This window comes from Nostoc sp. DedQUE09 (assembly GCF_034530915.1).
Taxonomy (GTDB): Bacteria; Cyanobacteriota; Cyanobacteriia; order Cyanobacteriales; family Nostocaceae; genus Nostoc.
Window position 1 is genome coordinate 245,430 of the sequence record NZ_JAVRCE010000002.1, and the last position, 21,137, is coordinate 266,566.

The window sequence follows — 21,137 nt, forward strand, 5'->3', positions numbered from 1 at the left end:
ATGGCTAATTCATCATTCAACCTGCTGAACCTCTCAGATTTGAATGGTACTAATGGCTTTATAATTAACGGCATTGCACAATCTGACCAATTAGGCTATTCAGTCAGCAATGCGGGAGACATCAACAACGATGGCATTGACGACCTGATTATTGGCGCATTGGCTGCCAGACCCAACGGCAAAAATGCAGTTGGGCAAAGCTATGTGCTGTTTGGGAAGACGAATGTGGGCAGTGGCGGCAGCCTCAACCTCTCTTCTCTGGATGGCACTAATGGCTTTTTGATTAACGGCATTGCAGCAGGTGACAACTCAGGCTATTCAGTCAGCAATGCGGGGGACATCAACAACGATGGCATTGACGACCTGATTATTGGGACAAGTAATACCGACCCTTACGACAAAGATAATGCTGGGCAAAGCTATGTAGTGTTTGGGGAAACAAATCTGGGCAGTGGCGGCAGCCTCAACCTCTCTGATTTGAATGGCACTAATGGCTTTATAATTAACGGCATTGCAGTAGATACCTACTCAAGCTATTCAGTCAGCAATGCGGGAGACATCAACAACGATGGCATTGACGACCTGATTATTGGCGCGGGATATACCGACCCTAACGGCAAATATAATGCTGGGCAAAGCTATGTGGTGTTTGGAAGGACGAATTTGGGCAGTGGCGGCACCCTCAATCTCTCTTCTCTGGATGGCACTAATGGCTTTTTGATTAACGGCATTGCAGAAAATGACTTCTTAGGCGGCTCAGTCACCAATGCGGGGGACATCAACAACGATGGTATTGACGACCTGATTATTGGCGCACCAGGTGCCAAACGCAATGGCAAAAATGCAGTTGGGCAAAGCTATGTGGTGTTTGGGGGAACCAATCTAGGCAGTGGTGGCAGCCTCAACCTCTCTTCTCTGGATGGCACTAATGGCTTTTTGATTAATGGCATTGCAGAAAATGACTTGTTAGGCGCCTTTGTCAGCAATGCGGGGGACATCAACAACGATGGCATTGACGATCTGATCGTTGGCGCACTTAATCCCTACCCCTACAGCAGAAATTATCCTTGGCAAAGCTATGTGGTGTTTGGGAAAAGAAATCTGGGCAGTGGCGGCACCCTTAACCTCTCTTTTCTGGATGGCACTAATGGCTTTTTGATTAACGGCATTGCAGTAGGTGACGACTCGGAGGGCATCTCAATCAGGAATGCAGAGGATATCAACAACGATGGCATTGACGACCTGATTATTGGCGCACCGGCTGCCAACCCCAACGGCATCCGTGATGCTGGGCAAAGCTATGTGGTGTTTGGGGAAAGGAATTTGGGCAGTGGCGGCATCTTCAACCTCGCCTTCTTGAATGGCAATAATGGCTTTATAATTAACGGCATTGCAGCAAATGATTTTTCAGGCAAGTCAGTCAGCAATGCGGGGGACATTAACAACGATGGCATTGACGACCTGATTATTGGGGCACCTTATGCCAATCCCAACGGTAGAGAAGTTGCTGGGCAAAGCTATGTGGTATTTGGGGGAACAAATATTGCGACTAGCAACACTTCTCCCAACCTGACTGGAACTGCCAATGCAGATAACTTATTTGGCACACCTAGCAACAACATCATTAATGGGTTAACTGGTGACGACACCATAAAAGGCAATGGCGGTGAAGATAAATTTGTGTTTCGCCTTGGCGATGGCGATGATACTATCGCCGATTTTGGTGGCATTGGTAAAAACACAACCCCAACATCAGCGGCGATCGCTAATGTTGACACCTTACAATTTAAAGGTTCGGGTTTAACTGCCCAAAATCTGCAATTAACTCAAAATGATAACAATTTAGAAGTGACTTTTGAAAAAGTGGCTTTTACGAAAGTCACTTTGCAAAACTTTAAATTAGAAAACCTGGATAACCTCCCAGAAAGCAGTTCACGAACTGCACTTGGCAATATCCTATTTGATGGGCAAACCAACATCGCCGACAGCTTTGATGTCTTCGATGCTAACTCCACTCAAACTACGCTATTCAACAAGAACACGGTGACTTTCCTCAATGACCTCAACAATAACATCACGGGTTTTGACAACTCTAATGATGTGGTTAATGGGCAGGGGGGTGACGACATCATCGACGGCAAAAGTGGCAATGACTTGCTGCGGGGTGGTGCAGGTAATGATACCCTTGTCGGTGGTGCAGGTAATGATACCCTTGTCGGTAGTGCGGGTGCCGACCCTTTCTTCAACCTCTCTGACTTGAATGGCACGAATGGCTTTATAATTAACGGCATTGCAGCAGGTGACTCTTCAGGCTATTTAGTCAGCAATGCGGGGGACATCAACAACGATGGCATTGACGACCTGATTATTGGGGCACCTAGTTTCTACCCCTACGACAGAGATTCTACTGGACAAAACTATGTAGTTTTTGGGGGGAGGAATCTGGGCAGTGGCGGCACCTTCAACCTCTCTGATTTGAATGGCATTAATGGCTTTTTGATTAACGGCATTGCACAAGGTAACAAGTTAGCCGGCTCAGTCAGCAATGCGGGGGATATCAACAACGATGGCATTGACGACCTGATTATTTGGGGACCATATACCAACCTCAATGACAACAAGACTCTTGGGCAAAGCTATGTGGTGTTTGGGCAAACGAATCTGGGCAGTGACGGCACTCTCAACCTCTCTGATTTGAATGGCACTAATGGCTTTTTCATTAACGGCATTGCAGGATATGACTACTCAGGCTCCTCAGTAAGCAATGCGGGGGACATCAACAACGATGGCATTGACGACCTGATTATTGGAGCAATTGGTACCTCACCCAACGGCAAATATGAAGCTGGGCAAAGCTATGTAGTGTTTGGGAGAACGAATCTGGGCAGTGGCGGTACCCTTGACGTTTCTTCCCTAAATGGCACTAACGGCTTCGCGATTAACGGTGTTGTAGAAGATGGCCACTCAGGCTACTCAGTCAGCAATGCGGGGGACATCAACAACGATGGCATTGACGACCTGATTATTGGGTCACGAAAGTTCACCCCCGAAGGTTATAATGATGATCCTGGGCAAAGCTATGTAGTGTTTGGGGGAACCAATGTCGGCAGTGGCGGCATCCTCAACCTCTCTGATTTGAATGGTAATAATGGCTTTATAATTAACGGCATTGCAGAATTTGACTACTCAGGCTCCTCAGTTAGCAATGCAGGGGACATCAATAACGATGGCATTGACGACCTGATTATTGCCGCAGAATATGCCTTCCGCAACGGCAAAGATTTTGCTGGGCAAAGCTATGTAGTGTTTGGGGGAACCAATGTCGGCAGTGGCGGCACCCTTAACCTTTCTGATTTGAATGGCACTAACGGCTTTTTAATTAACGTCATTGCAAAAGGTGACTCCTCAAGCTACTCAGTCAGCAAAGCCGGGGACATTAACAACGATGGCATCGACGACCTGATTATTGGGGAATCTGATGTCACCGCCAACGGCAAAAATTCTGCTGGGCAAAGCTATGTAGTGTTTGGGGGAACGAATCTGGGCAGTAGCGGCACCCTTAACCTCTCTGATTTGAATGGCACTAATGGCTTCATAATCAACGGCATAGCAGCAAATGATTTATCAGGGAAGTCAGTCAGCAATGCGGGGGACATCAATAACGATGGCATTGACGACCTGATTATTGGGGCAACTGATGCCGACCCCAACGGCAAAAATGCTGCTGGGCAAAGCTATGTGGTGTTTGGGAGGACGAATATAAACAGTGACGACACCCTGAACCCGACGGTAACTCCTGGTGATGATACCCTAACGGGCAACAGGCGTCAAGATAAATTTGCGTTTCGCCCTGGTGATGGCAATGACACCATCACCGATTTTAGCGGCATTGGTAAAGGCTCAAAGCCGTCTGCGGCAGCGATCGCCTCTTTGGACAGCTTACAATTTATTGGTTCGGGTTTAACTGCCCAAAATCTGCAATTAACTCAAAATGGTAACAACTTAGAAGTTACCTTTGAAAATGTGGCTAATACTAAAGTCACTCTGCAAAACTTCAAATTAGAAACCCTCGATAATCTGCCTGCTTCTGGAGCAACACCTGCGATTGGCAATATCCTATTTGATGGGCAAACCAATATTGCTGACAGCTTTGATGTCTTCGATGACAACTCTACTCAAACTAGCTTGTTTAACAAAAATACAGTCACATTCCTCAATGACCTGAATAACAGCATCACAGGTTTTGAAAACTCCAACGATGTGATTAATGCTCAAGGGGGTAATGACATTATCTATGGCTTGAGTGGCAACGATCTATTGCGAGGCGGTGATAGTAATGATACTCTCGTCGGCGGTGCTGGCAATGATACTGTTGTCGGCGGTGCTGGCGCGAACTCTTTCGTTTACAACACTGATGCAGTTTTTGGCGCGACTGCTGTTGGTATAGACGCCATTAGTGACTTTAACAGTTCCCAAGGTGATAAAATTGTCCTAGATAAAATTACCTTTAGTGCTATTACTTCAACTGCTGGAACAGGTTTTAGTAACAAGAGTGATTTTCAAATCATTTCTAATGGGGAAACTAGCACAGCGAAAATTATCTACGACGCTGTGAATGGACAGTTATTTTACAACCAAAATGGCAGTGCGGCTGGTTTTGGTAGTGGTGGTCTATTTGCAACTCTGACTGGTGCGCCAACTCTAAGTGCATCAGATTTTATTGTACAAGTTTAAATGCTATTTTCAGGTAAACATAACGTGAGTTCAATAAGCCCTTTTTTGACCTCTCCCCCAACCCCTCTTGGACACAGAGAGGGCAGGGTGGTTTCATACGAAAAAAGAAAAATACATAAGTCTTGATTTCTCGTTTTGTGGCATAGCTTTTTCCCTCACTTCCATTCCTCTCCCCCACGGGGGGAGAGGCTTTGAAACCCAGTTTTAGTTTTTCTCTGCTTGTATGAAACCACCCTGCTCTCCGACACTGAGAGGGGAGCCAAAACCCTAATTTATTGTTGCTCGTCCCTTTCCCCGTGGGAGGGAGAGGTTGATCGAACTCACGTTAAATTAAGAGAATTTACCAGTATTTATTTCATAAAAGTATCATTATTTGTGGAATTTGCTGAACCAGAATAGATTTTTAATGGGGCATAGTAACTGTATAAATATTACAAGTAACTAAATTTATGTCTTTGAGAAAACGTACATCCCGCGTTCTAGAAAATGCTGAGTTAAGATTTGCTGGACTCAAAGCAATTGATGCTAATCTGGATCTTGGAGATACTTGTAATTTAAAAGCTCTGACAGAAATAATTGAGCAATTACGCACTAAGTTAGAAGCTCATAATACTGCTCTCAGCACAATTGACTCTTCCAAAGTAGAAATTGAAGAGTTAGAACAAACTTTGGGCACTTTCTCAGAGAAAATGCTTATGGGAATTGGCTTTAAATACGGCAAAGATAGCCGCGAATATGAGATGGCTGGTGGAGTTCGCAAAAGTGAACGTATCCGTAAAAGCAGAGCGACTCGCTTGAAAACTATTGCACAAAAAGCATCTAGCCAAGGCACTCAACCCTTGTAGATGTGTAAACAATAGACTTCTTGCAAAAGTCAGGGTAAAGGGAAAGGGGAAAAGGGTAAAAAAACTCAAAATCCTTTCCCTTTAACCTTTTCCCTTTTCCCTAAGAGTGCAAAAATATATTTTTGCAAGAGGTCTAATACAGTTTGGATAGGCAGGAGCAGGGGAGCAGGGGAGAAGTTGCACTAAGTCTTTCCCCTCTGCCCCTCTGCCTCTTGTGCCCAATGCCCAATGCCCAATGTCTAAAATTCGCGTTGTGAAAATATCAGAATAGCGATCGCTAACAACATGGCACTATAAAGTAAGCCATAACCGGCATTCATAATCAGTGCAGTGGTGTCAGGTAGTGCTTGCAGACCATAAACGGCATCATTTTTCAAATCTAATCGAGATAAATCTGGCAAGAAAAGAAACAAAGCTTGAGTTAGACGTTCCATACCAGGGTTACGGCTAAGACGACCAAGTTGTACTAAATCTTGAGTAATATTTCCGATTAAATATACCGCAAAGGTTAAAACAGTCGCTAGCAGAGAAGCAGTAAAAACACCAAAGGTAATAGCCACGGCAGTAATTAATGACAACTGCAAAAATAAGAAAATTGCAGCAATTAGAATGCTTGCCGTAGGATGAGGAATACTACCAATTTGCAGAAATAGCAGATAAATTACTGTCATTGTGGCCACAAGCACAGCTAGGACTGCGGATAAACCTAAGTATTTGCCGATGATAATTTCGCTGCGACTAACAGGTTTAGCAATTAATACTAAAATAGTGCGTTTTTCAATTTCTTTATTAATTAGTCCCGTACCAATAAATATCGTAATAATTAACCCGATGGCATTCATCGCTGCCATCCCAAAGTCTAAAAACATTTTATCTTCAGCCGTAGCTGCAAATTCAGGAAGGACGCGGAAGGCAGTGGCAAGTACTAGCGCATAAAAACCAATAATATAGAGGATGCGATCGCGTACCACTTCCTGAAACACATTCTTTGCTAATACAAAAATTCTGTTAATAGTCATTTGTCATTTGTCATTTGTCATTTGTCATTGGAAGGAGACAGCAAAGAAGAGAGCTGTTCAATAATTCCCCCCTGCCCCTCTGCCCCCCTGCTCCCCTGCCCCCCTGCTCCCCTGCCCCTCTGCCCCTCCGCCTCTCGGTCACTGAGCGTAGCCGAAGTGCTGCCCCTCTGCCCCACTCCTCACTGCTGTGGAGGCGGTGAACCAGGAATTAATTTACTGGCGCGATCGCATTCAATTTCTGCAACTGTAATCTTATTCTCTGAATTAGTAGGTGCTGCAACTGGTTCAATGCGACAAGATTTTTTTAAGTAATAGCCCCGTGGGTTAGAACTTGGGCCTATCCAAATACTTAATAAATCTAATATATATCCAGATTTAGTATTAGCTACACGCGGTTCAACGCGCCATAATTCCTTCTCTTCATATTTACTCAAGTTCTTTTTAATGATTCCCCTACCCAGATTTCCTACCCGCTCTTTTGCATCTAGCAACCATTTCTCTACTTCTGACCAAGGTCTTTCAGCTATTTGATCTACTACTATTGGTTGAAGTTTCTGGAGAATTACAACGCCGTTTCGGGGAACTTTTACTGCCTGTTCTGTTCTGACAATAAAGGTACTATGTTTAAAAGTATCTGCTTGCAAACTGGGATATTGCCGTAACCAATTATCTGTCACAAAGTGAAACTGAATCCAGCAACTTAGAAGCATACTACTAGCAACTAAAATTATGATTCTTTGGCGATCTTCTGGCTTAGGAATACGAGCTTTTGCATCGGTGTCATTTCCTTCAATAAACTCTGGTATTGCTGTAATTAGTGCTGAAATTGTCGGCCAAAAAACGATTGTTCTTGGTGTAATTACATCTTGTTGATCTCCAAACGCAAAAACACTCACTAAGAATCCAGTGATTACTGCCCCGACTGGCATAAAAGTACCAGGAACCCTCAAAGGATCTTCAGTTGTATACCAAGCTGTGCCGGCAATTAAAAATAACCAACCGAAAAAGGCAATTACATCTTTGATATAACCTGTGGCACAATATGAAAGTACCCAAGAAAAAATACTCAAATAAATAAATGTCTGCCAAGAATAAGCTTTGGGTGGAACTAATATTTTTCTAATTCCTGCATATAGCCCTTCAGCAAATTTAAAAACCCCAAATACATCTTTTAGTAGCGTATTCATATTCCTCCGTACACCCGATTGCTCAATATTTTTCCTCTAAATTCAACAAGTACTTTCTTGCTATTTTGAACGAAATAATAAAATAATAGTTATTGCAGTATAGCTTAGAGAATTTGCTATTAGTATAGTTGTAACTAAATTAGTATTTTGGAAATTAAGGGTGGTAAAACGACGCCGTTGCAAGCGCTGAGATGTTTTAGGTTCCTCTTCTCTTTTAGCAAATGATTCATTTAATGAGACTAGTAAAGCCTTTAAAATGAAAAATTTCATCAAAAAGGTAGTAAAAAAAATTATACAAGCAGTTAAAATAATTAAAGGTTGTGTGTTCGGCGATTTAAAATTATTAAAAAACATATAATTAATTAATTCTGATTTCACCTGTATTGGCAACATTGGTTCTGAGACAAAAAATATGAACCAACCAATTACACTGGAAAACAGATTGATAGAAATTGCATAAAAAGTACTGGTTTTTTTGTCAAATTTTAGTCGAGAATGCAAAACATAAGCTTCGATGGGGATGGCAATCAGTACAAATAAAAAGTCAAACAGAAATCCACCAATGGGAAAAATCCTGGGAAGCATCCAATTGTCAGGCATAAATGGTTACGGGTAAGGGTTAACTGTAGTGAGTATAACTGGGATAGTAAGGGTGATGGGGGAAATTATCCCATTGTTCTTGTCCTTTACTATGCGAGTGTGCCAGTATTCCTCTATTAGACTTCTTCCAGAAGTGGGGGAAAGGGGAAGGGGTAAAGGGTAAAGGGTAAAGATATGGAATTATTCCTTCCCCTTTAACCTTTAACCTTTCCCCAACCGGAAAGCAAAAGTAACTTTTGCTTTCCGGTCTATTGATATTGTTAATAGATCGAACTGACCCTTGTACAGACGTGTTAGAGGGGGAGTTTCTCTATCTGAGAGTACAAGAGGTTAGGTAAGATTAAAGATTGCCATAGTTATAGCTTTTCGAGAGATGACAAGGAACGGTATTGGGATTCGGACGGCGCAAGTGCGTCAAGAACGGCTTATTGGTCAAATTCACGTCTACGATGGTCTGGGTAAAGGTAAATCTCAAGCGGCTTTGGGGGTGGTTTTGCGCTCCATTGGCTTGGGAATAAATACGCCTAGCAATTCTAATCGTGTTTTACTGCTGCGATTTTTAAAAGGGCCAGAACGTGATTATGACGAAGATGGCGCGATCGCAGCTTTACAACGCGGGTTTCCCCATTTAATTGACCAGGTTCGCACCGGGAGAGCCGAATTTTTTGGCCCGGAGGAAATTACCACCTTTGACCGAGACGAAGCAATGCGGGGTTGGGATGTGGCCAAAGGTGCGATCGCTAGTGGTTTATATTCAGTTGTTGTTTTAGATGAAATTAACCCAGTTCTGGATTTGGGTTTGCTACCAGTGGATGAAGTGGTAAAGACATTAAAATCCAAACCCCAAGAGTTGGAAATCATCGCTACCGGACGCGCCGCACCCCAAAAGTTGCTCGATATTGCAGATTTGCACTCAGAAATGAAACCTCATCACCACCCAACAGCCAAAGCCCTCTTCCTGGAAGGGATTGAGATTTATACTGGTGCCGGTAAAGGTAAGTCTACTAGTGCTTTGGGCAAAGCTTTGCAGGCCATTGGTAGAGGAATTAATCATCCAGGGTCTACCCGTGTATTGATTATGCAGTGGCTTAAAGGTGGTAGCGGCTACACAGAAGACGCCGCGATCGCTGCTTTGCAGGGGTCATATCCAGAAGTGGTGGATCATCAGCGTTGCGGTGGAGATGCGATTGTCTGGCGAAATTCCCGACAGGAATTAGATTATGTAGAAGCCGAACGAGGTTGGGAAATTGCAAAAGTTGCGATCGCCTCTGGATTGTATAAAACTATTATTCTCGATGAACTCAATCCCACCGTTGACTTAGAACTACTCCCCGTTGAACCCATTGTCCAAGCTTTACTCCGCAAACCCCGCGACACCGAAATTATTATCACTGGTCGTTGCCAAAATCCACCCGCGTATTTTGACTTGGCCAGTGTCCACTCAGAGGTTTATTGTCACAAACATTATGCTAATCAAGGTGTAGAACTTAAAAGAGGGGTAGATTTTTAGGCGTTGCTGATTAAGAGTTATGAATTTAGTCTCACCCAACAAGGCAAAAGTTAGAAGTTAAAAGAAAAAGAAGGGTTTGAGAGCAACTAAATTTATTTATGAAATATTGAAAAAGATTTGTTTCAACACATGCAGTGCAAAAAACAAAGCATCCTGATTAAATCCCCTAAATTTATTTCTGGGGATTATCTTTTTGCTTTTTATTTTTATCCTTTGACTTTTTACCAGATATCTAATAGGCGAACCTATTAGATATCTGGTAAAATAATTTGCAGCCCTTGTACAGCTTGGGCTGATATCTAATTTTTAGAGATGTCTATTATTTAACAGCTGAGAAGTTGTAATTTCCAAAACTGCCTAAAATAGACGAAAATGACCCGCCTATTCTCAATACTGTTGCATTTTGTGAAAGGTTTCCTTCATAGTATTGAATTGTCGTGCCGTTACTGATACGTGAAAACCCAATGTTGCCACTAAAAGGACAATAGAAACCTTGAATTGTATCTGTTGTAAAGATAGTACCGCTGATGGGTCGGCAATTTAGAGTGCTGCTCGGCTGATTGATTACCAATGTACCCTGAGACTGATTTGCTGATACAGACCAAGTTCCTGCCACGCTCACTGGCCAACCATCTGCACGGGCAGCACTAGCCCAACACAGTGTACTCAGACAGACTGTGAGCGCAGCACTTTTTTTCAAGTTGAAATTCATCAGATTTCTCCCAAGAAAATTTTTTATTTAATTTAGTTTTCTTACAACTTCAACATAGATCAACTCGTAAGTCAGCGATAGACTAAGCCTGCTCACTGCAACGAATCTTGATGAATTAAACTCAGTACCAATACTTTTTAATAACTCTCGCCAGAGAATAAAAAAGGTCAGTCCGAGCGGGGTTATTTGTCGTAAGCATTTTTTGAATTGGTATAACCTTGCAGCTGTTAGCCATGTCAATAAATTAATACCATAGCTTTAAAATTGCCACCTGATTGGGCTGTACCTACGGTGGTTGAAATTCCGCTACCGTTACGCAATAGTAAGCGATCGCTAGCAGTTAAATTTATATTTCCCCTATCACCAGAGTTGGTTACTGCTGCAATAAATCCTTGGTTATCAAGTATTGTAGAACCATAATTAATATTAATATCTCCGGCTTTCCCTTATGAGTCCTATAAAGTAAGGCGTTGAGCGGAAATAAAGCACCTATTCTAAATCAATAAAACGCTGACGCTGAATTCATTTTGACTTTTGACTTTTGACTTTTGACCTCCGCCTGGCGGCGCGGTACTAGCGGAAATTTGTACTTTCGGGTAGTAAAATATTTTGCACAAAGCGATCGCGTCCTGCTGCCTTTGCTTGATACAACGCTCGATCCGCTGCGGCAATCATTTCTTCTAAGTCGGAATCTGGCTGAGGAATTTCTGTTGTAAACCCAACACTAATAGTTACATGAGAACTAACTTGGGAATTTTGATGGGGAATTGCTAGTGCTCGGACAGCATGACAAATTTGGTCAGCAACATGAATCGCCCCCTTAGTGTTTGTGTTCGGTAAAATCACAGCAAATTCTTCCCCACCATAACGGGCAACTAAATCTCCAGGACGTTTAATAATATCTTTGATGGCTTGAGCAATTTTTTGAAGACAGCGATCGCCTACCCGATGACCATAGGTATCATTATATAATTTGAAAAAATCAACATCGCAAAGAATCAGGGAAAGCGGACGTTGCTCGCGTTTTAAACGCTGCCACTCTTGGTAAAAATACTCTTCAAACCGTCGGCGATTGGCTACTTGAGTTAATCCATCGATAGTTACTAATCGCTGCAATTCCAGATTTAAGGTTTCCAGTTTTTGCTGTAACTGAGATTGCTGAATCAAGCGTTTTACCCGTTGTCGCAAAACTGGCCAATGAATCGGTTTGGTCACAAAATCCATTGCTCCCACTGCAAATGCACGGTCAACTGACTCTTGATCTTCAAGTCCTGTAATCATTAAAATCGGAGTGTGCTTATTACAATCCAGAAGCTCCAACTGAGTGCAACACTCGAATCCATCCATATCCGGCATTATGGCATCAAGGAGTACTATATGAGGGTGCAGTTGGTTAAAAACTTTTATTGCTTCTATGCCATTTTGAGCTTCCGCTATTTGATAGCCTTCCCGTTCTAAGAAATGCCGCAGTATCAGGCGAATAAAAGGTTCATCATCAACAATTAAAACTAAAGATTGGCTTTCTTCAGCAGTGGCTTTCATGGTGCTTCCTTCGTAAGTTCTTTTTCTAAAGCAGTTTTAACTTGTTCATATTCCTGATCCAGTAGTAAAAGTAATTCTAAATTGTTTTCTAAGTTACTGCTGCGTGCCTGTGCTTCTAACACCTTGCAAAGCTGTGCTAAGGCGATCGCTCCAATAGAAGCACTGCTGGATTTGAGTTTGTGTGCTGTCTTCCATATAGTCTGGATATCCTGAGTTGCGATCGCTGTGCTGATCTGTTGCACTAGTCTATCTGTCTCTGTAAGATAACACTCTATGAGTTCAGCAAATGCCACACGATCTCCTCTGAGCATAAGCTGCAAGGATTCGAGGATTTTGGCATCAATTTTGGTACTTTTTAATGTCTGGTTTTGTCCTGACTGTAAGATATTTGACAAAGGTTGCAATTCTAGGCGCATGACTTCCCCTGGTTGTTCGATGGAAGTGAATTCAAAATTTCTTTGGGGTGCACATTTGCTAAGTGCCTGAGCTAACTCTTCCAGCTGAATGGGTTTGCTAATGTAGTCATCCATACCAGCGGCAAGACAAAGTTGGCGATCGCCCTGCATGGCATTGGCAGTTATGGCGATGATATGGGGACGAAAACCCACCCCCCATTCTTGACAAATTCTCCGAGTTGCTTCTAAACCATCCATTTTGGGCATGTGAACATCCATCAACACTACGTCAAATCGCTGTTTTTGCAGAGCTGCGATCGCTTCTAGCCCATTGCTGACGACATCTGCGCCATAACCTATTTTCTGTAGCATTAATAGAGCAACTTTCTGATTAACAACCGTATCCTCTGCCAGAAGAATTCGCAGTGGCAGTCGATGGCCCAAATGCCGATTTACCAAGGGAAAATGAGAAATACTGCCGATCCTCGGCTGATTTCCCAAAACACGAGTAATAACATCGTAGAGTTGAGAGTGTTTGATGGGTTTATTCAAAGAAGCAGCAAACTTGACATCATTAAAGTCAGAAGGAGTTTCTATTTTCGCTAAAGAAGTCATAATCACTAAAGGCAGATTTTGACAACCAGATTGCTTGCGGATTTGACGAGCTAGGGTTATGCCATCCATTTCTGGCATCTGCATATCTAAAATAGCAATATCGAACTGTGTTCCCTGAGCGAGTTTAACTAAAGCTTCTTTTCCAGATTTGGCAGCATAAGTTTCCATCTGCCAAGACTCAGCTTGCAAGCTAAGAATTTGGCGATTGGTTAGATTATCATCCACAATCAATAGTCGCTTGGATGCAAGCAGCGGCGAAATGCTTAATTCAGCTTGTTCTGATTGAGCAGCAACTTTGGTAATAATGGTGAAGTAAAATGTTGAACCTGGTGAAGAGTCAGGAGATGATAATAATTTTCCTTTATCCCATCTAGGGCTAGGATTGCCACCAACAAACCCCTGGCTTTCCACCCAAAGAGTGCCGCCCATCATCTTACTGAGCCGCTTACTAATCGCCAATCCCAGCCCTGTGCCACCATATCGTCGAGTCATGGAGACATCAGCCTGAGTGAAGGGTTGAAATAATCGCTCTATTTTCTCTGGTGCGATGCCAATACCTGTATCTTTGATCGCAAATTGAATTTCGTAGAGAAGTTGCTCTTTTTCAACAGGTATCGCGGACTGGGGATTGGGGACTGGGGAGCAGGGGAGCAGGGGAGCAGGGGAGCAAGGGAGCAGGGGAGCAGGGGAGCAGGGGAGCAGGGGAGCAGAGGAAAAGTTGCAGTAAGTTTTTCCCCTCTGCCCCTCTGTCCCTCTGCATCTTATGCCCAGTTCCCGATCTCCAATCCCCAGTTCAACAGAGAGTAATACTTCTCCGGTTTCCGTAAACTTGATAGCATTGTTGAGCAAATTTATCAAGACTTGCCGCAGACGAGTCAAATCACCGACGATCTGAATAGGAACTTGGGGCTTGATCAGATAAACTAGTTCGATATCCTTTTGGGCAGCTTTCGGCGCTAAAAAGGAAATAGCCTCCTCCACACAAACTCTCAAATCAAAAGGCTGTTCTTCTAATTCCAGTTTGCCCGACTCAATTTTGGAGAAATCTAGAATATCGTTGATAATGGTGAGTAAAGTATCTCCGCTACTGTGAACTATTTCCACAAAGTCTTGCTGTTGAGGTGTGAGATCGGTATCCAACAGTAAACCTGTCATGGCAATAACAGCATTCATTGGAGTCCGAATTTCATGGCTCATCATCGCCAAAAACTCACTTTTTGCCCGATTTGCGGCTTCTGCTTGACGTTTTGCCTGCTCCAAAGCAAAGTTTTTCAAGGTAAGTTCTTCACGTTGGCGCGTTTCTTGTTCTAGTAAATGAGCTTGTGCTAGAGCAATACCTAGTTGAGCCGCCACAGCTTCTAGTAATTCGATTTCATCTTGTGTCCATTGGCGAAAATAGCTGCACTGATGTAAGCCGATCGCTCCATTGGGTTCTCCTTGATAGGAAGTGCGGATTGACAGCATAGACTTCAGCCCAATTTCTCGGCAGATAGGCTGAACCATTTGCAGTAAAGGCTCAACGTAGACATTTGGAGAAGCGATCGCACTTTCTTGGGCCATCATCTGCTCGGCATGAGGATTGTTAGTCATGGGAACTTCCAATTTCAATACAGAGCAGTAACCAGGGAGTGTATTATATTGTGCTACTAGGGGAATTTGTGGTGTGGGGTTACTAATGTAAGAGTGAATCAGGCAGCGATCGGCTCCAAATGCTTGTCCAATTTGGGTAGCAGCCGTCTTAAAGATTTTGCTGGTGTCAAGACTTTGACGAATTTCCTGAGTAATTTGTTCAAGTAGTAGGGTGCGATGCAATTGCCGTTGCAGTGCCTCTTTAGCTCGTTTATTTTCGGTAATGTCGTGATTAATGCCGACAGTCGCAACAGTTTCCCCCTGTTCATCCTGTAGAGCAACTACGGTTGTTTCGCAAATTCCCTCACTGCCATCTTTGCGAATAAAGTGTATTTCCCCTGACCAGCGTCCTTGCTGATTGACTGTTGACAAAATGTTAGCGCTTAATGTTGCGGCTACTTCCGGCTGATGCAAAATACTGGGATGTTTAGCCAAAATCTCGGCTTTGCTATAGCCAAACATACCTTCGGCAGCAGGATTCCAGTCAATAATATTTCCGGTTAAATCTGTGATAATTACGCCATCATGCATATTTTCAAAGGTGAGGGCTTGCCGACGCAGATTGGCTTCGGCTTGCTTGCGTAAGCAAAGCTCGTTGTAGACATTGCTAATATCTCTCTGAATACCAATGAAGTGGCTTAACTTACCATTGTCATCATGAATAGGAGAAATACTCAATTCATTCCAAAACAAAGTACCATCTTTGCGATAGTTGCGGAGAACAACTTTGCAACTTCTTCCACTTTGAATAGATGAACGCAATTCATTCAGTGCTGGTTGCTGGGTATCTGTGCGTTGCAAAAATCGACAGTTTTGCCCAATTACATCAGTAGCACTGTAGCCTGTTATTTGCTCAAAGGCAGGGTTGACGTAAATAATGGGATTGTAAGCGAGTTTGGCATCGGCAATAATAATTCCATTACTGGTAGCGGCAAGTGCCCTTTCCCTCAGTCTCAAGGTTTCTTCAACCAGCTTCAAATCAGTGATGTCAAACATAAACCCCCTCAGCCCGATCGCAGTTCCGGCTTCCTCAATGACACTAACAATGTCTCGCAGCCAAATAACTCGCCCATCAGCAGCTAACATCCGGTATTCAAATTCGTGATTCTCGCACCTAGCAGTTGCTTCTTGACAAAAACGAACCGAATTTTCCTTGTCATCTGGATGCAGATGATTAACCCAAAAATTTTCCTCGTACCACTCTGCGAGCGGATAATTTAGCAAATCTACCGCTTGCGGCCCGACGTAAATAAATCGCCAAGTTTTCAAGTCCAATTCCCAAGGGATGACTTTGACAGTTTCCAGTAGCTGTCGCAAACGATTTTCACTGGCGAGCAGGGCAATTTCTATCTGTTTCTGTTCAAAAATCCTGTGAGTTAACTCCTGATTGATTGCTGTTATTTGTTGATTTCTTGCATTCATTGCCAAGGCAAAATAGATTGATAATGTCAGCGTGACAACAACTAATAACCCTGCTATCAATTCTAGTTGTGTTAATAACCCCGGATTTCGGGTTAAAAGTCTCTGCCAGAGTAGGAATACAGAGATTGAGAAGAAAATCCCTAGCAACAGGGCGAGTAATTCTCGTTGACGGAAAAATATCACAGCTTTGAACCAGTTATATCGGTGCTGTTTTACCACTTATTAACTCTCTAGTAGCTTCAAGGCTTATTGCACTAACTTTTACTTTTAAGTAATCTAAAATCTCAGTAGCAAGAGGGCAATTACGGAATTTATTTTTAGTAAATATATTAATATGTTTATGTATTACCAGAAAAATTTAATCATTTCTGATTATAACTACACTTCTTTTGATACCAACTCTTTATGAAGATGCATAGAAAGAACCCACCGCCTGCGACGTAGGTTGGGAGGGATCAAAATATGTGCAGCTTCACCGAGAATTAGTATGAGAACTGCATCTGTATTAGTAGACTGTGGCGGAAGTTTGCTTACCTTTAACAAGTTGCTCAAAGTATAGCCGTAGTCACACAGATTAGGACAGTGTTGATTGCTCAAAGTCTTGAAAAAACTGGATTTTTACTCAGCACTCAGCACTCAGCTATAACTTGTCTGATTAATTGAGATGATAGAAGGTACTACAAACAAAAAGATCCCCGACTTCTTGAAGGAAGTCGGGGATCTAAGCCTCTGGCTGGAAAGCAAATTAAATATAGTGATTCGCGCAAACTTTAAGTAGACTACGCCTGCGATCGCAAGAAAAGGTAATGGAAATTAAAAACCAATACAGTCCAGAATGAGCAACAAAACCCAGATTGTAGAGACGCGATTTATCGCGTCTTGAAAGACCAATAACCCTTAACCCAAGCGTATTGGATTAAAAACAAGAGCTAATGCCTATGCTTGTACTTTAAATTGCAGCTTCTTGACGTTGACAATCAAAAACTACCATGTAGGAAGCATCTGGTATTTCTTGAGGAAGGTGTCGCATATAGCCATCGGCATCAGAACGGCTGCGGAAGCGAGCAACAATCTCCCGTTGCGTATTAGGAAGTTGACGAGCGATTGCCCAAGAATTAAGGCGTTCTTTATACGCAATAGTCTGATTGTCTGATTGAGAAGTTTTGTTATCCGTATTTTCTGGCATAATTATGTTAACCGTATGAAGTTTAATGAAGGGCGTTAATTAGTTTCTAAGTAGGAATGCACTAACGCTTTTTTTAATGCTGCTGCCACCTTGTTATTCGATTATTAATAAATTGTCAACACTGAGCGCTATATTTAAGACCAACTAAGTTGAAATTTTCAGGTGGCAATGAACCTCAAAACCTTAACTTGCAATTGTTTCCAGGACACAACAATGTTCAAGCAGAAAGTTTAGCAATTATTGGGTTTGCATGATTTGTATGCATAGACATAAGTAAAGTCCGCATCAGTGGTAAAAGAAACATTAATGTCTGAAAACAGACTATTAAAACCTGAAGAGAAAATAAATAGTAATGTACGTAGAAATAATCAGTACGTAGACGCTCTTAATTTTTCTCTAGTCTGATTGGTAAACCTAGATTGCGGGCATTAACATTTTTTATAGTTAGTTGAGAATAATTAAATTAAGTTTTCATAGATTATTTAAATATTCAAAATTGAATTTTCCTTGAGCTTTTGACTAGAGTTTTAGAGTAAATTATTGATTTTGAGTGGAGGTGGAGTAGGAATTACTCACCTCCTGAACTATTTTTTAGTAATAATTCAGAAGTCATAAATCAGGATTTAGAATAGTTAAAGAATCAGCAGAGCATTTGATAAATAAATATACTAATCATTCTAGATTCCTGATAAATTCTGACTCCTGACTCCTGGGTGCTGAATTCTTACCTTTTTCTTTACCAGTTCTTATCTAATAAAGATTCAAATTCAGCTTGTAAGGCGTTTATATCTGCCAACCTTGTGACTAGTAAATTATCCTTACCAGCATCATTTAAACGTACTTTCCAATAACGAATACTGTCTGAGTTATTCAACCAAAAGTTAATCACGGTATCTACTACTTGATCCAGATTCCAATCCCACTTTGCTGGAACTGATTCCACCGATTCTAAAAACGTATCTAACGTACATGTATGCATTCCCAAGTATTCCACACCTTGGTGGGGCGGTTTTTGCCCATTTTGCTGTTGCTGATTAAAAAACTGTAAAAGTGGAGATATTCCTACAATATCAAAAGTGTATTTCATGCCATTACTCCCAACTTTATATTACTTACAGCAAATATTTAGTTTTTTCTATTTCTAAAATAATATCTGCAAAGGCACTAAAGCATCTGTAAAAAGTGCAGTTTTGGTCTATATCATAGGCATTAAACCTCAGCTATAAATTAGCACTGACAAGCATTGAGTGCTAATATTTATTTAATAGTTTGATTGATTACTAAAGAGTTTCAGGCATTAATTGAAGGATGTATATATCTTTAATAATTATTTAATTAGTTACGTTACGGCTTGTAAAGGCTAGTACCGCAAGGCGGTAGTCAAAAGTCAAAAGTATTATCGAATAAGCTTTTTAGGGATTTTAAATGGTTGCTCTATTTACGCTGTGGCGTACTAGATGCTCTCTAACTCATCTTTTGAGGGCTTGTGAGGATAAATAAAGTGGCTGTGTAATGAAATCAACAGCCCAACACATATACTAGATGCTATCAAGTCTGCCAATCAAACCGTCTTTCTGGAGCGATCGCACCCAAAACGCAGATAGGATCAAGTCAAGGGAGTATAAATTTAAACTCAATTGACGGTGCAGTTTTAAAAGTGTCACTTACTAGACTCGCCTTTTGATTGAAGCAGTGATACTATTTATTTGTGTGAGGAGCAAGTTAAAAATAAAAAACGCCTGGGGTGGAAACACGGCAACACTCCCAGGCGTTTTTTAATTGGTACACAGAAAAAAGTCTTTGCAGATTCGCCCAAACCGGATGTGCTATACATCGGATGTAGCAATAGCCCAATCTAAAATCTAAAATTCCTTAAGTTGCACCAAATTCAGTTTGTAAGGCTTCATCGTTATTATCAGCGATCGTTGCCACAACGGTGATTAGCCGAGACACTTCGCCAGGAGATAACTCTGCTAAGGTGCGTGTCGATATTACAACCACCCGGTTTTCAATGATGCCGAAACGTGCTTCAAAAGTACTAGAGCAGTTTAACTCCAAAAGATAACGCATCAACTTAGGTTCATTTTTCGCAGGTAAATTTAGCACCGCAGACCAAACTGTTATTGTGTCTTCATCGTTTGTCCCGTTGAGTTGGACAAATACTTCCACGCTTCCATACTTAAATTTCCAGAGATAACCACCCTCTGGAGTGTGGCTAACCATCGCGCTATCATCTTGTTCTAAAGAGTCGATGACATTTTCAATTACCTCAACATGGTTAATGCTTGCCGTCTCGGCGATTAAATCATTAACGGATTCGTTATTAGTTAGGGTTTCTGGGTAGCTTGCCATACAGATTCTTTCTCAACATACTTGCTGTTTGCTCTACACATACTTTATAACTTGTGGACGCAGTTAGTTTGAGCTTCCTTTTGGTCTACTTTTCAAATGCCTAAAGTGTGGAACTGCGATCGCTCTCTAAAACCAGAGTATCTTGTCTACATCAGAAAAATTAGCTGGAAGCCCAAAACGTTCCTCCCGCCACAATGCGGGATGGTGACGGGAGGAAGAATTATTCCGGAAAAAATCAATGAAAGTTAGCTTAACCTACATCATCATGGGCAAAGCGGTTAAACAGGAAATCTAGGGCATAGTTACGCAGTTGGTAGTATTGTGGATCTTCCATGATGCGGGCGCGATCGCGCGGACGAGAAAAGGGAATTTCCATAACTTCACCAATCTTTGCATGGGGGCCATTGGTCATCATTACCAATTTATCTGCTAAAAATAGTGCCTCGTCGATGTCGTGGGTAATCATCAGCACTGTACAACGGTTATCGCCCCAAATTTTCAGCAATTCTTCTTGTAATTCTTCTTTGGTGATGGCATCCAGCGCCCCAAATGGTTCATCTAAAATTAAGACTTTCGGACGAATTGCCAAAGCACGGGCGATGGAAACCCGTTGTCTCATACCACCGGACATTTGCATTGGTTTCTTTTCCATTGCATCAGCCAGCCCTACCATTGCTAAATGATCGCGCACGATCGCTCTTTTTTCGGCTTGTGGTTTGTTGGGATAAACGGCGTTGACAGCTAAGTAGATGTTTTCAAAAGCAGTTCGCCAAGGTAGCAAGGCATAGTTTTGGAAAACAACCATTCTATCTGGGCCTGGCTTGGTGATTGGTTCTCCTTCCAGCAACACTTCCCCAGAGGTGGGAAAGTTAAAACCGGATACCATATTTAACAGTGTCGATTTACCACAGCCAGAGTGACCGATGACGCAAATAAACTCGCCCTGTTCGACGTTGAGGTTAACGCCATCGAGTACGGTGAAGGGGCCTTTCTTTGTGGGATAGACTTTGGTAACGTCTTTAATTTCTAGGAAAGGTCTGCGGCTGGTGGTTGCAGTGGCGAATGATTTTTCTAGTGTGGTTGTAGCTGTTGAGTTGCGGTTTTGCATGGTATTTGGTATTTGGGGATTAAAAAGCTAAATGTACGCGATGAAAAAATGAATATTTTGACCTCTCTCCAAACCTCTCCCCTTCTAGGGGAGAGGCTTTGAATTTTCTTCCCTTGTAGGGAAGGGGGTAGGGGGTTAGGTCTTTTGCTGGTTTTTTCAGATGATGTAAAAAGTCAGATCATTAACGGAGATAAAAGGTGGATTCATCCAGTTCAAATACTCGTTGACGGAGATAAAAGGTGGATTCATCCAGTTCAAATACTCGTTGACGGAGATAAAAG

15 protein-coding genes are annotated in these 21,137 nt (G+C 42.2%); 4 read left to right on the forward strand and 11 right to left on the reverse strand.

Annotated features, from left to right (window positions below; translation table 11 throughout):
• Together RMY27_RS02200 and RMY27_RS02205 are read left to right on the forward strand one after the other, a co-directional pair.
• On the forward strand, window positions 1–4,734 hold the full coding sequence (locus RMY27_RS02200) for a hypothetical protein (protein WP_322660074.1): 4,734 nt from the start codon (window positions 1–3) through the stop codon (window positions 4,732–4,734).
• 449 nt (window positions 4,735–5,183) lie between these two features.
• Window positions 5,184–5,579 carry a hypothetical protein gene (locus RMY27_RS02205; RefSeq protein WP_322660075.1) on the forward strand — a complete coding sequence of 132 codons (396 nt, stop codon included), beginning with the start codon at window positions 5,184–5,186 and terminating at the stop codon, window positions 5,577–5,579.
• Window positions 5,580–5,818: 239 nt separating this feature from the next.
• Here RMY27_RS02205 and RMY27_RS02210 read toward each other — a convergent pair whose 3' ends face one another.
• The 3 genes from RMY27_RS02210 to fraC form a co-directional block, all read right to left on the reverse strand.
• Entirely contained in the window at window positions 5,819–6,598 is a 780-nt protein-coding gene (locus RMY27_RS02210) for an ABC transporter permease (protein ID WP_322660077.1), read from the reverse strand.
• 179 nt (window positions 6,599–6,777) lie between these two features.
• Complete coding sequence (gene fraD / locus RMY27_RS02215) at window positions 6,778–7,785, reverse strand: septal junction protein FraD (protein ID WP_322660079.1); 1,008 nt, start codon at window positions 7,783–7,785, stop codon at window positions 6,778–6,780.
• 60 nt (window positions 7,786–7,845) lie between these two features.
• Entirely contained in the window at window positions 7,846–8,385 is a 540-nt protein-coding gene (gene fraC, locus RMY27_RS02220) for a filament integrity protein FraC (RefSeq protein ID WP_322660081.1), read from the reverse strand.
• A 373-nt stretch (window positions 8,386–8,758) separates the two neighbouring features.
• Between fraC and RMY27_RS02225 the strand changes: the two genes are divergently transcribed.
• The gene (locus RMY27_RS02225) at window positions 8,759–9,895 is read left to right on the forward strand and encodes a cob(I)yrinic acid a,c-diamide adenosyltransferase (RefSeq protein WP_322660083.1); all 1,137 of its coding nucleotides are present in this window, start codon (window positions 8,759–8,761) and stop codon (window positions 9,893–9,895) included.
• A gap of 319 nt (window positions 9,896–10,214) precedes the next feature.
• Here the strand turns inward: RMY27_RS02225 and RMY27_RS02230 are convergent, their stop codons facing one another.
• Window positions 10,215–10,607, reverse strand: coding sequence for a hypothetical protein (locus tag RMY27_RS02230; RefSeq protein WP_322660085.1), 393 nt, complete (start codon window positions 10,605–10,607; stop codon window positions 10,215–10,217).
• Between the two features lie 264 nt (window positions 10,608–10,871).
• On the opposite strand from RMY27_RS02230, the gene RMY27_RS02235 reads away from it, so the two are divergent.
• A complete protein-coding gene (locus RMY27_RS02235; RefSeq protein ID WP_322660087.1) occupies window positions 10,872–11,027 on the forward strand; it encodes a hypothetical protein in 156 nt (51 codons plus the stop codon).
• Window positions 11,028–11,180: 153 nt separating this feature from the next.
• On the opposite strand, the gene RMY27_RS02240 is transcribed toward RMY27_RS02235, so the two are convergent.
• The 7 genes from RMY27_RS02240 to RMY27_RS02270 form a co-directional block, all read right to left on the reverse strand.
• Window positions 11,181–12,149 (reverse strand): PleD family two-component system response regulator, encoded by a 969-nt coding sequence (locus RMY27_RS02240; protein ID WP_322660089.1) that lies wholly within the window; start codon window positions 12,147–12,149, stop codon window positions 11,181–11,183.
• Window positions 12,146–16,429: a PAS domain S-box protein gene (locus RMY27_RS02245; protein ID WP_322660090.1), complete on the reverse strand. Its 4,284-nt coding sequence runs from the start codon at window positions 16,427–16,429 to the stop codon at window positions 12,146–12,148. The genes RMY27_RS02240 and RMY27_RS02245 overlap by 4 nt, the downstream gene beginning before the upstream one ends.
• A gap of 730 nt (window positions 16,430–17,159) precedes the next feature.
• Window positions 17,160–17,396 carry a hypothetical protein gene (locus RMY27_RS02250; protein WP_322660092.1) on the reverse strand — a complete coding sequence of 79 codons (237 nt, stop codon included), beginning with the start codon at window positions 17,394–17,396 and terminating at the stop codon, window positions 17,160–17,162.
• Window positions 17,397–18,132: 736 nt separating this feature from the next.
• On the reverse strand, window positions 18,133–18,483 hold the full coding sequence (locus RMY27_RS02255; protein ID WP_322660093.1) for a hypothetical protein: 351 nt from the start codon (window positions 18,481–18,483) through the stop codon (window positions 18,133–18,135).
• Between the two features lie 451 nt (window positions 18,484–18,934).
• Window positions 18,935–19,060 carry a hypothetical protein gene (locus RMY27_RS02260; RefSeq protein WP_322660095.1) on the reverse strand — a complete coding sequence of 42 codons (126 nt, stop codon included), beginning with the start codon at window positions 19,058–19,060 and terminating at the stop codon, window positions 18,935–18,937.
• Between the two features lie 208 nt (window positions 19,061–19,268).
• Complete coding sequence (locus RMY27_RS02265) at window positions 19,269–19,748, reverse strand: YbjN domain-containing protein (protein ID WP_322660097.1); 480 nt, start codon at window positions 19,746–19,748, stop codon at window positions 19,269–19,271.
• 250 nt (window positions 19,749–19,998) lie between these two features.
• Window positions 19,999–20,856 (reverse strand): nitrate ABC transporter ATP-binding protein, encoded by an 858-nt coding sequence (locus RMY27_RS02270; protein WP_322660099.1) that lies wholly within the window; start codon window positions 20,854–20,856, stop codon window positions 19,999–20,001.
• Window positions 20,857–21,137: the final 281 nt, after the last annotated feature.

Bases quoted from the DNA above. Each gene is read 5' to 3' on its own strand.
- RMY27_RS02255 (WP_322660093.1), bottom strand. From the start codon at position 18,483: ATGAAATACACTTTTGATATTGTAGGAATATCTCCACTTTTACAGTTT.
- RMY27_RS02270 (WP_322660099.1), bottom strand. From the start codon at position 20,856: ATGCAAAACCGCAACTCAACAGCTACAACCACACTAGAAAAATCATTC.
- RMY27_RS02225 (WP_322660083.1), top strand. From the start codon at position 8,759: ATGACAAGGAACGGTATTGGGATTCGGACGGCGCAAGTGCGTCAAGAA.
- fraD (WP_322660079.1), bottom strand. From the start codon at position 7,785: ATGAATACGCTACTAAAAGATGTATTTGGGGTTTTTAAATTTGCTGAA.
- RMY27_RS02205 (WP_322660075.1), top strand. From the start codon at position 5,184: ATGTCTTTGAGAAAACGTACATCCCGCGTTCTAGAAAATGCTGAGTTA.
- RMY27_RS02265 (WP_322660097.1), bottom strand. From the start codon at position 19,748: ATGGCAAGCTACCCAGAAACCCTAACTAATAACGAATCCGTTAATGAT.
- RMY27_RS02200 (WP_322660074.1), top strand. From the start codon at position 1: ATGGCTAATTCATCATTCAACCTGCTGAACCTCTCAGATTTGAATGGT.
- RMY27_RS02240 (WP_322660089.1), bottom strand. From the start codon at position 12,149: ATGAAAGCCACTGCTGAAGAAAGCCAATCTTTAGTTTTAATTGTTGAT.
- RMY27_RS02230 (WP_322660085.1), bottom strand. From the start codon at position 10,607: ATGAATTTCAACTTGAAAAAAAGTGCTGCGCTCACAGTCTGTCTGAGT.
- RMY27_RS02250 (WP_322660092.1), bottom strand. From the start codon at position 17,396: ATGCCAGAAAATACGGATAACAAAACTTCTCAATCAGACAATCAGACT.
- RMY27_RS02210 (WP_322660077.1), bottom strand. From the start codon at position 6,598: ATGACTATTAACAGAATTTTTGTATTAGCAAAGAATGTGTTTCAGGAA.
- fraC (WP_322660081.1), bottom strand. From the start codon at position 8,385: ATGCCTGACAATTGGATGCTTCCCAGGATTTTTCCCATTGGTGGATTT.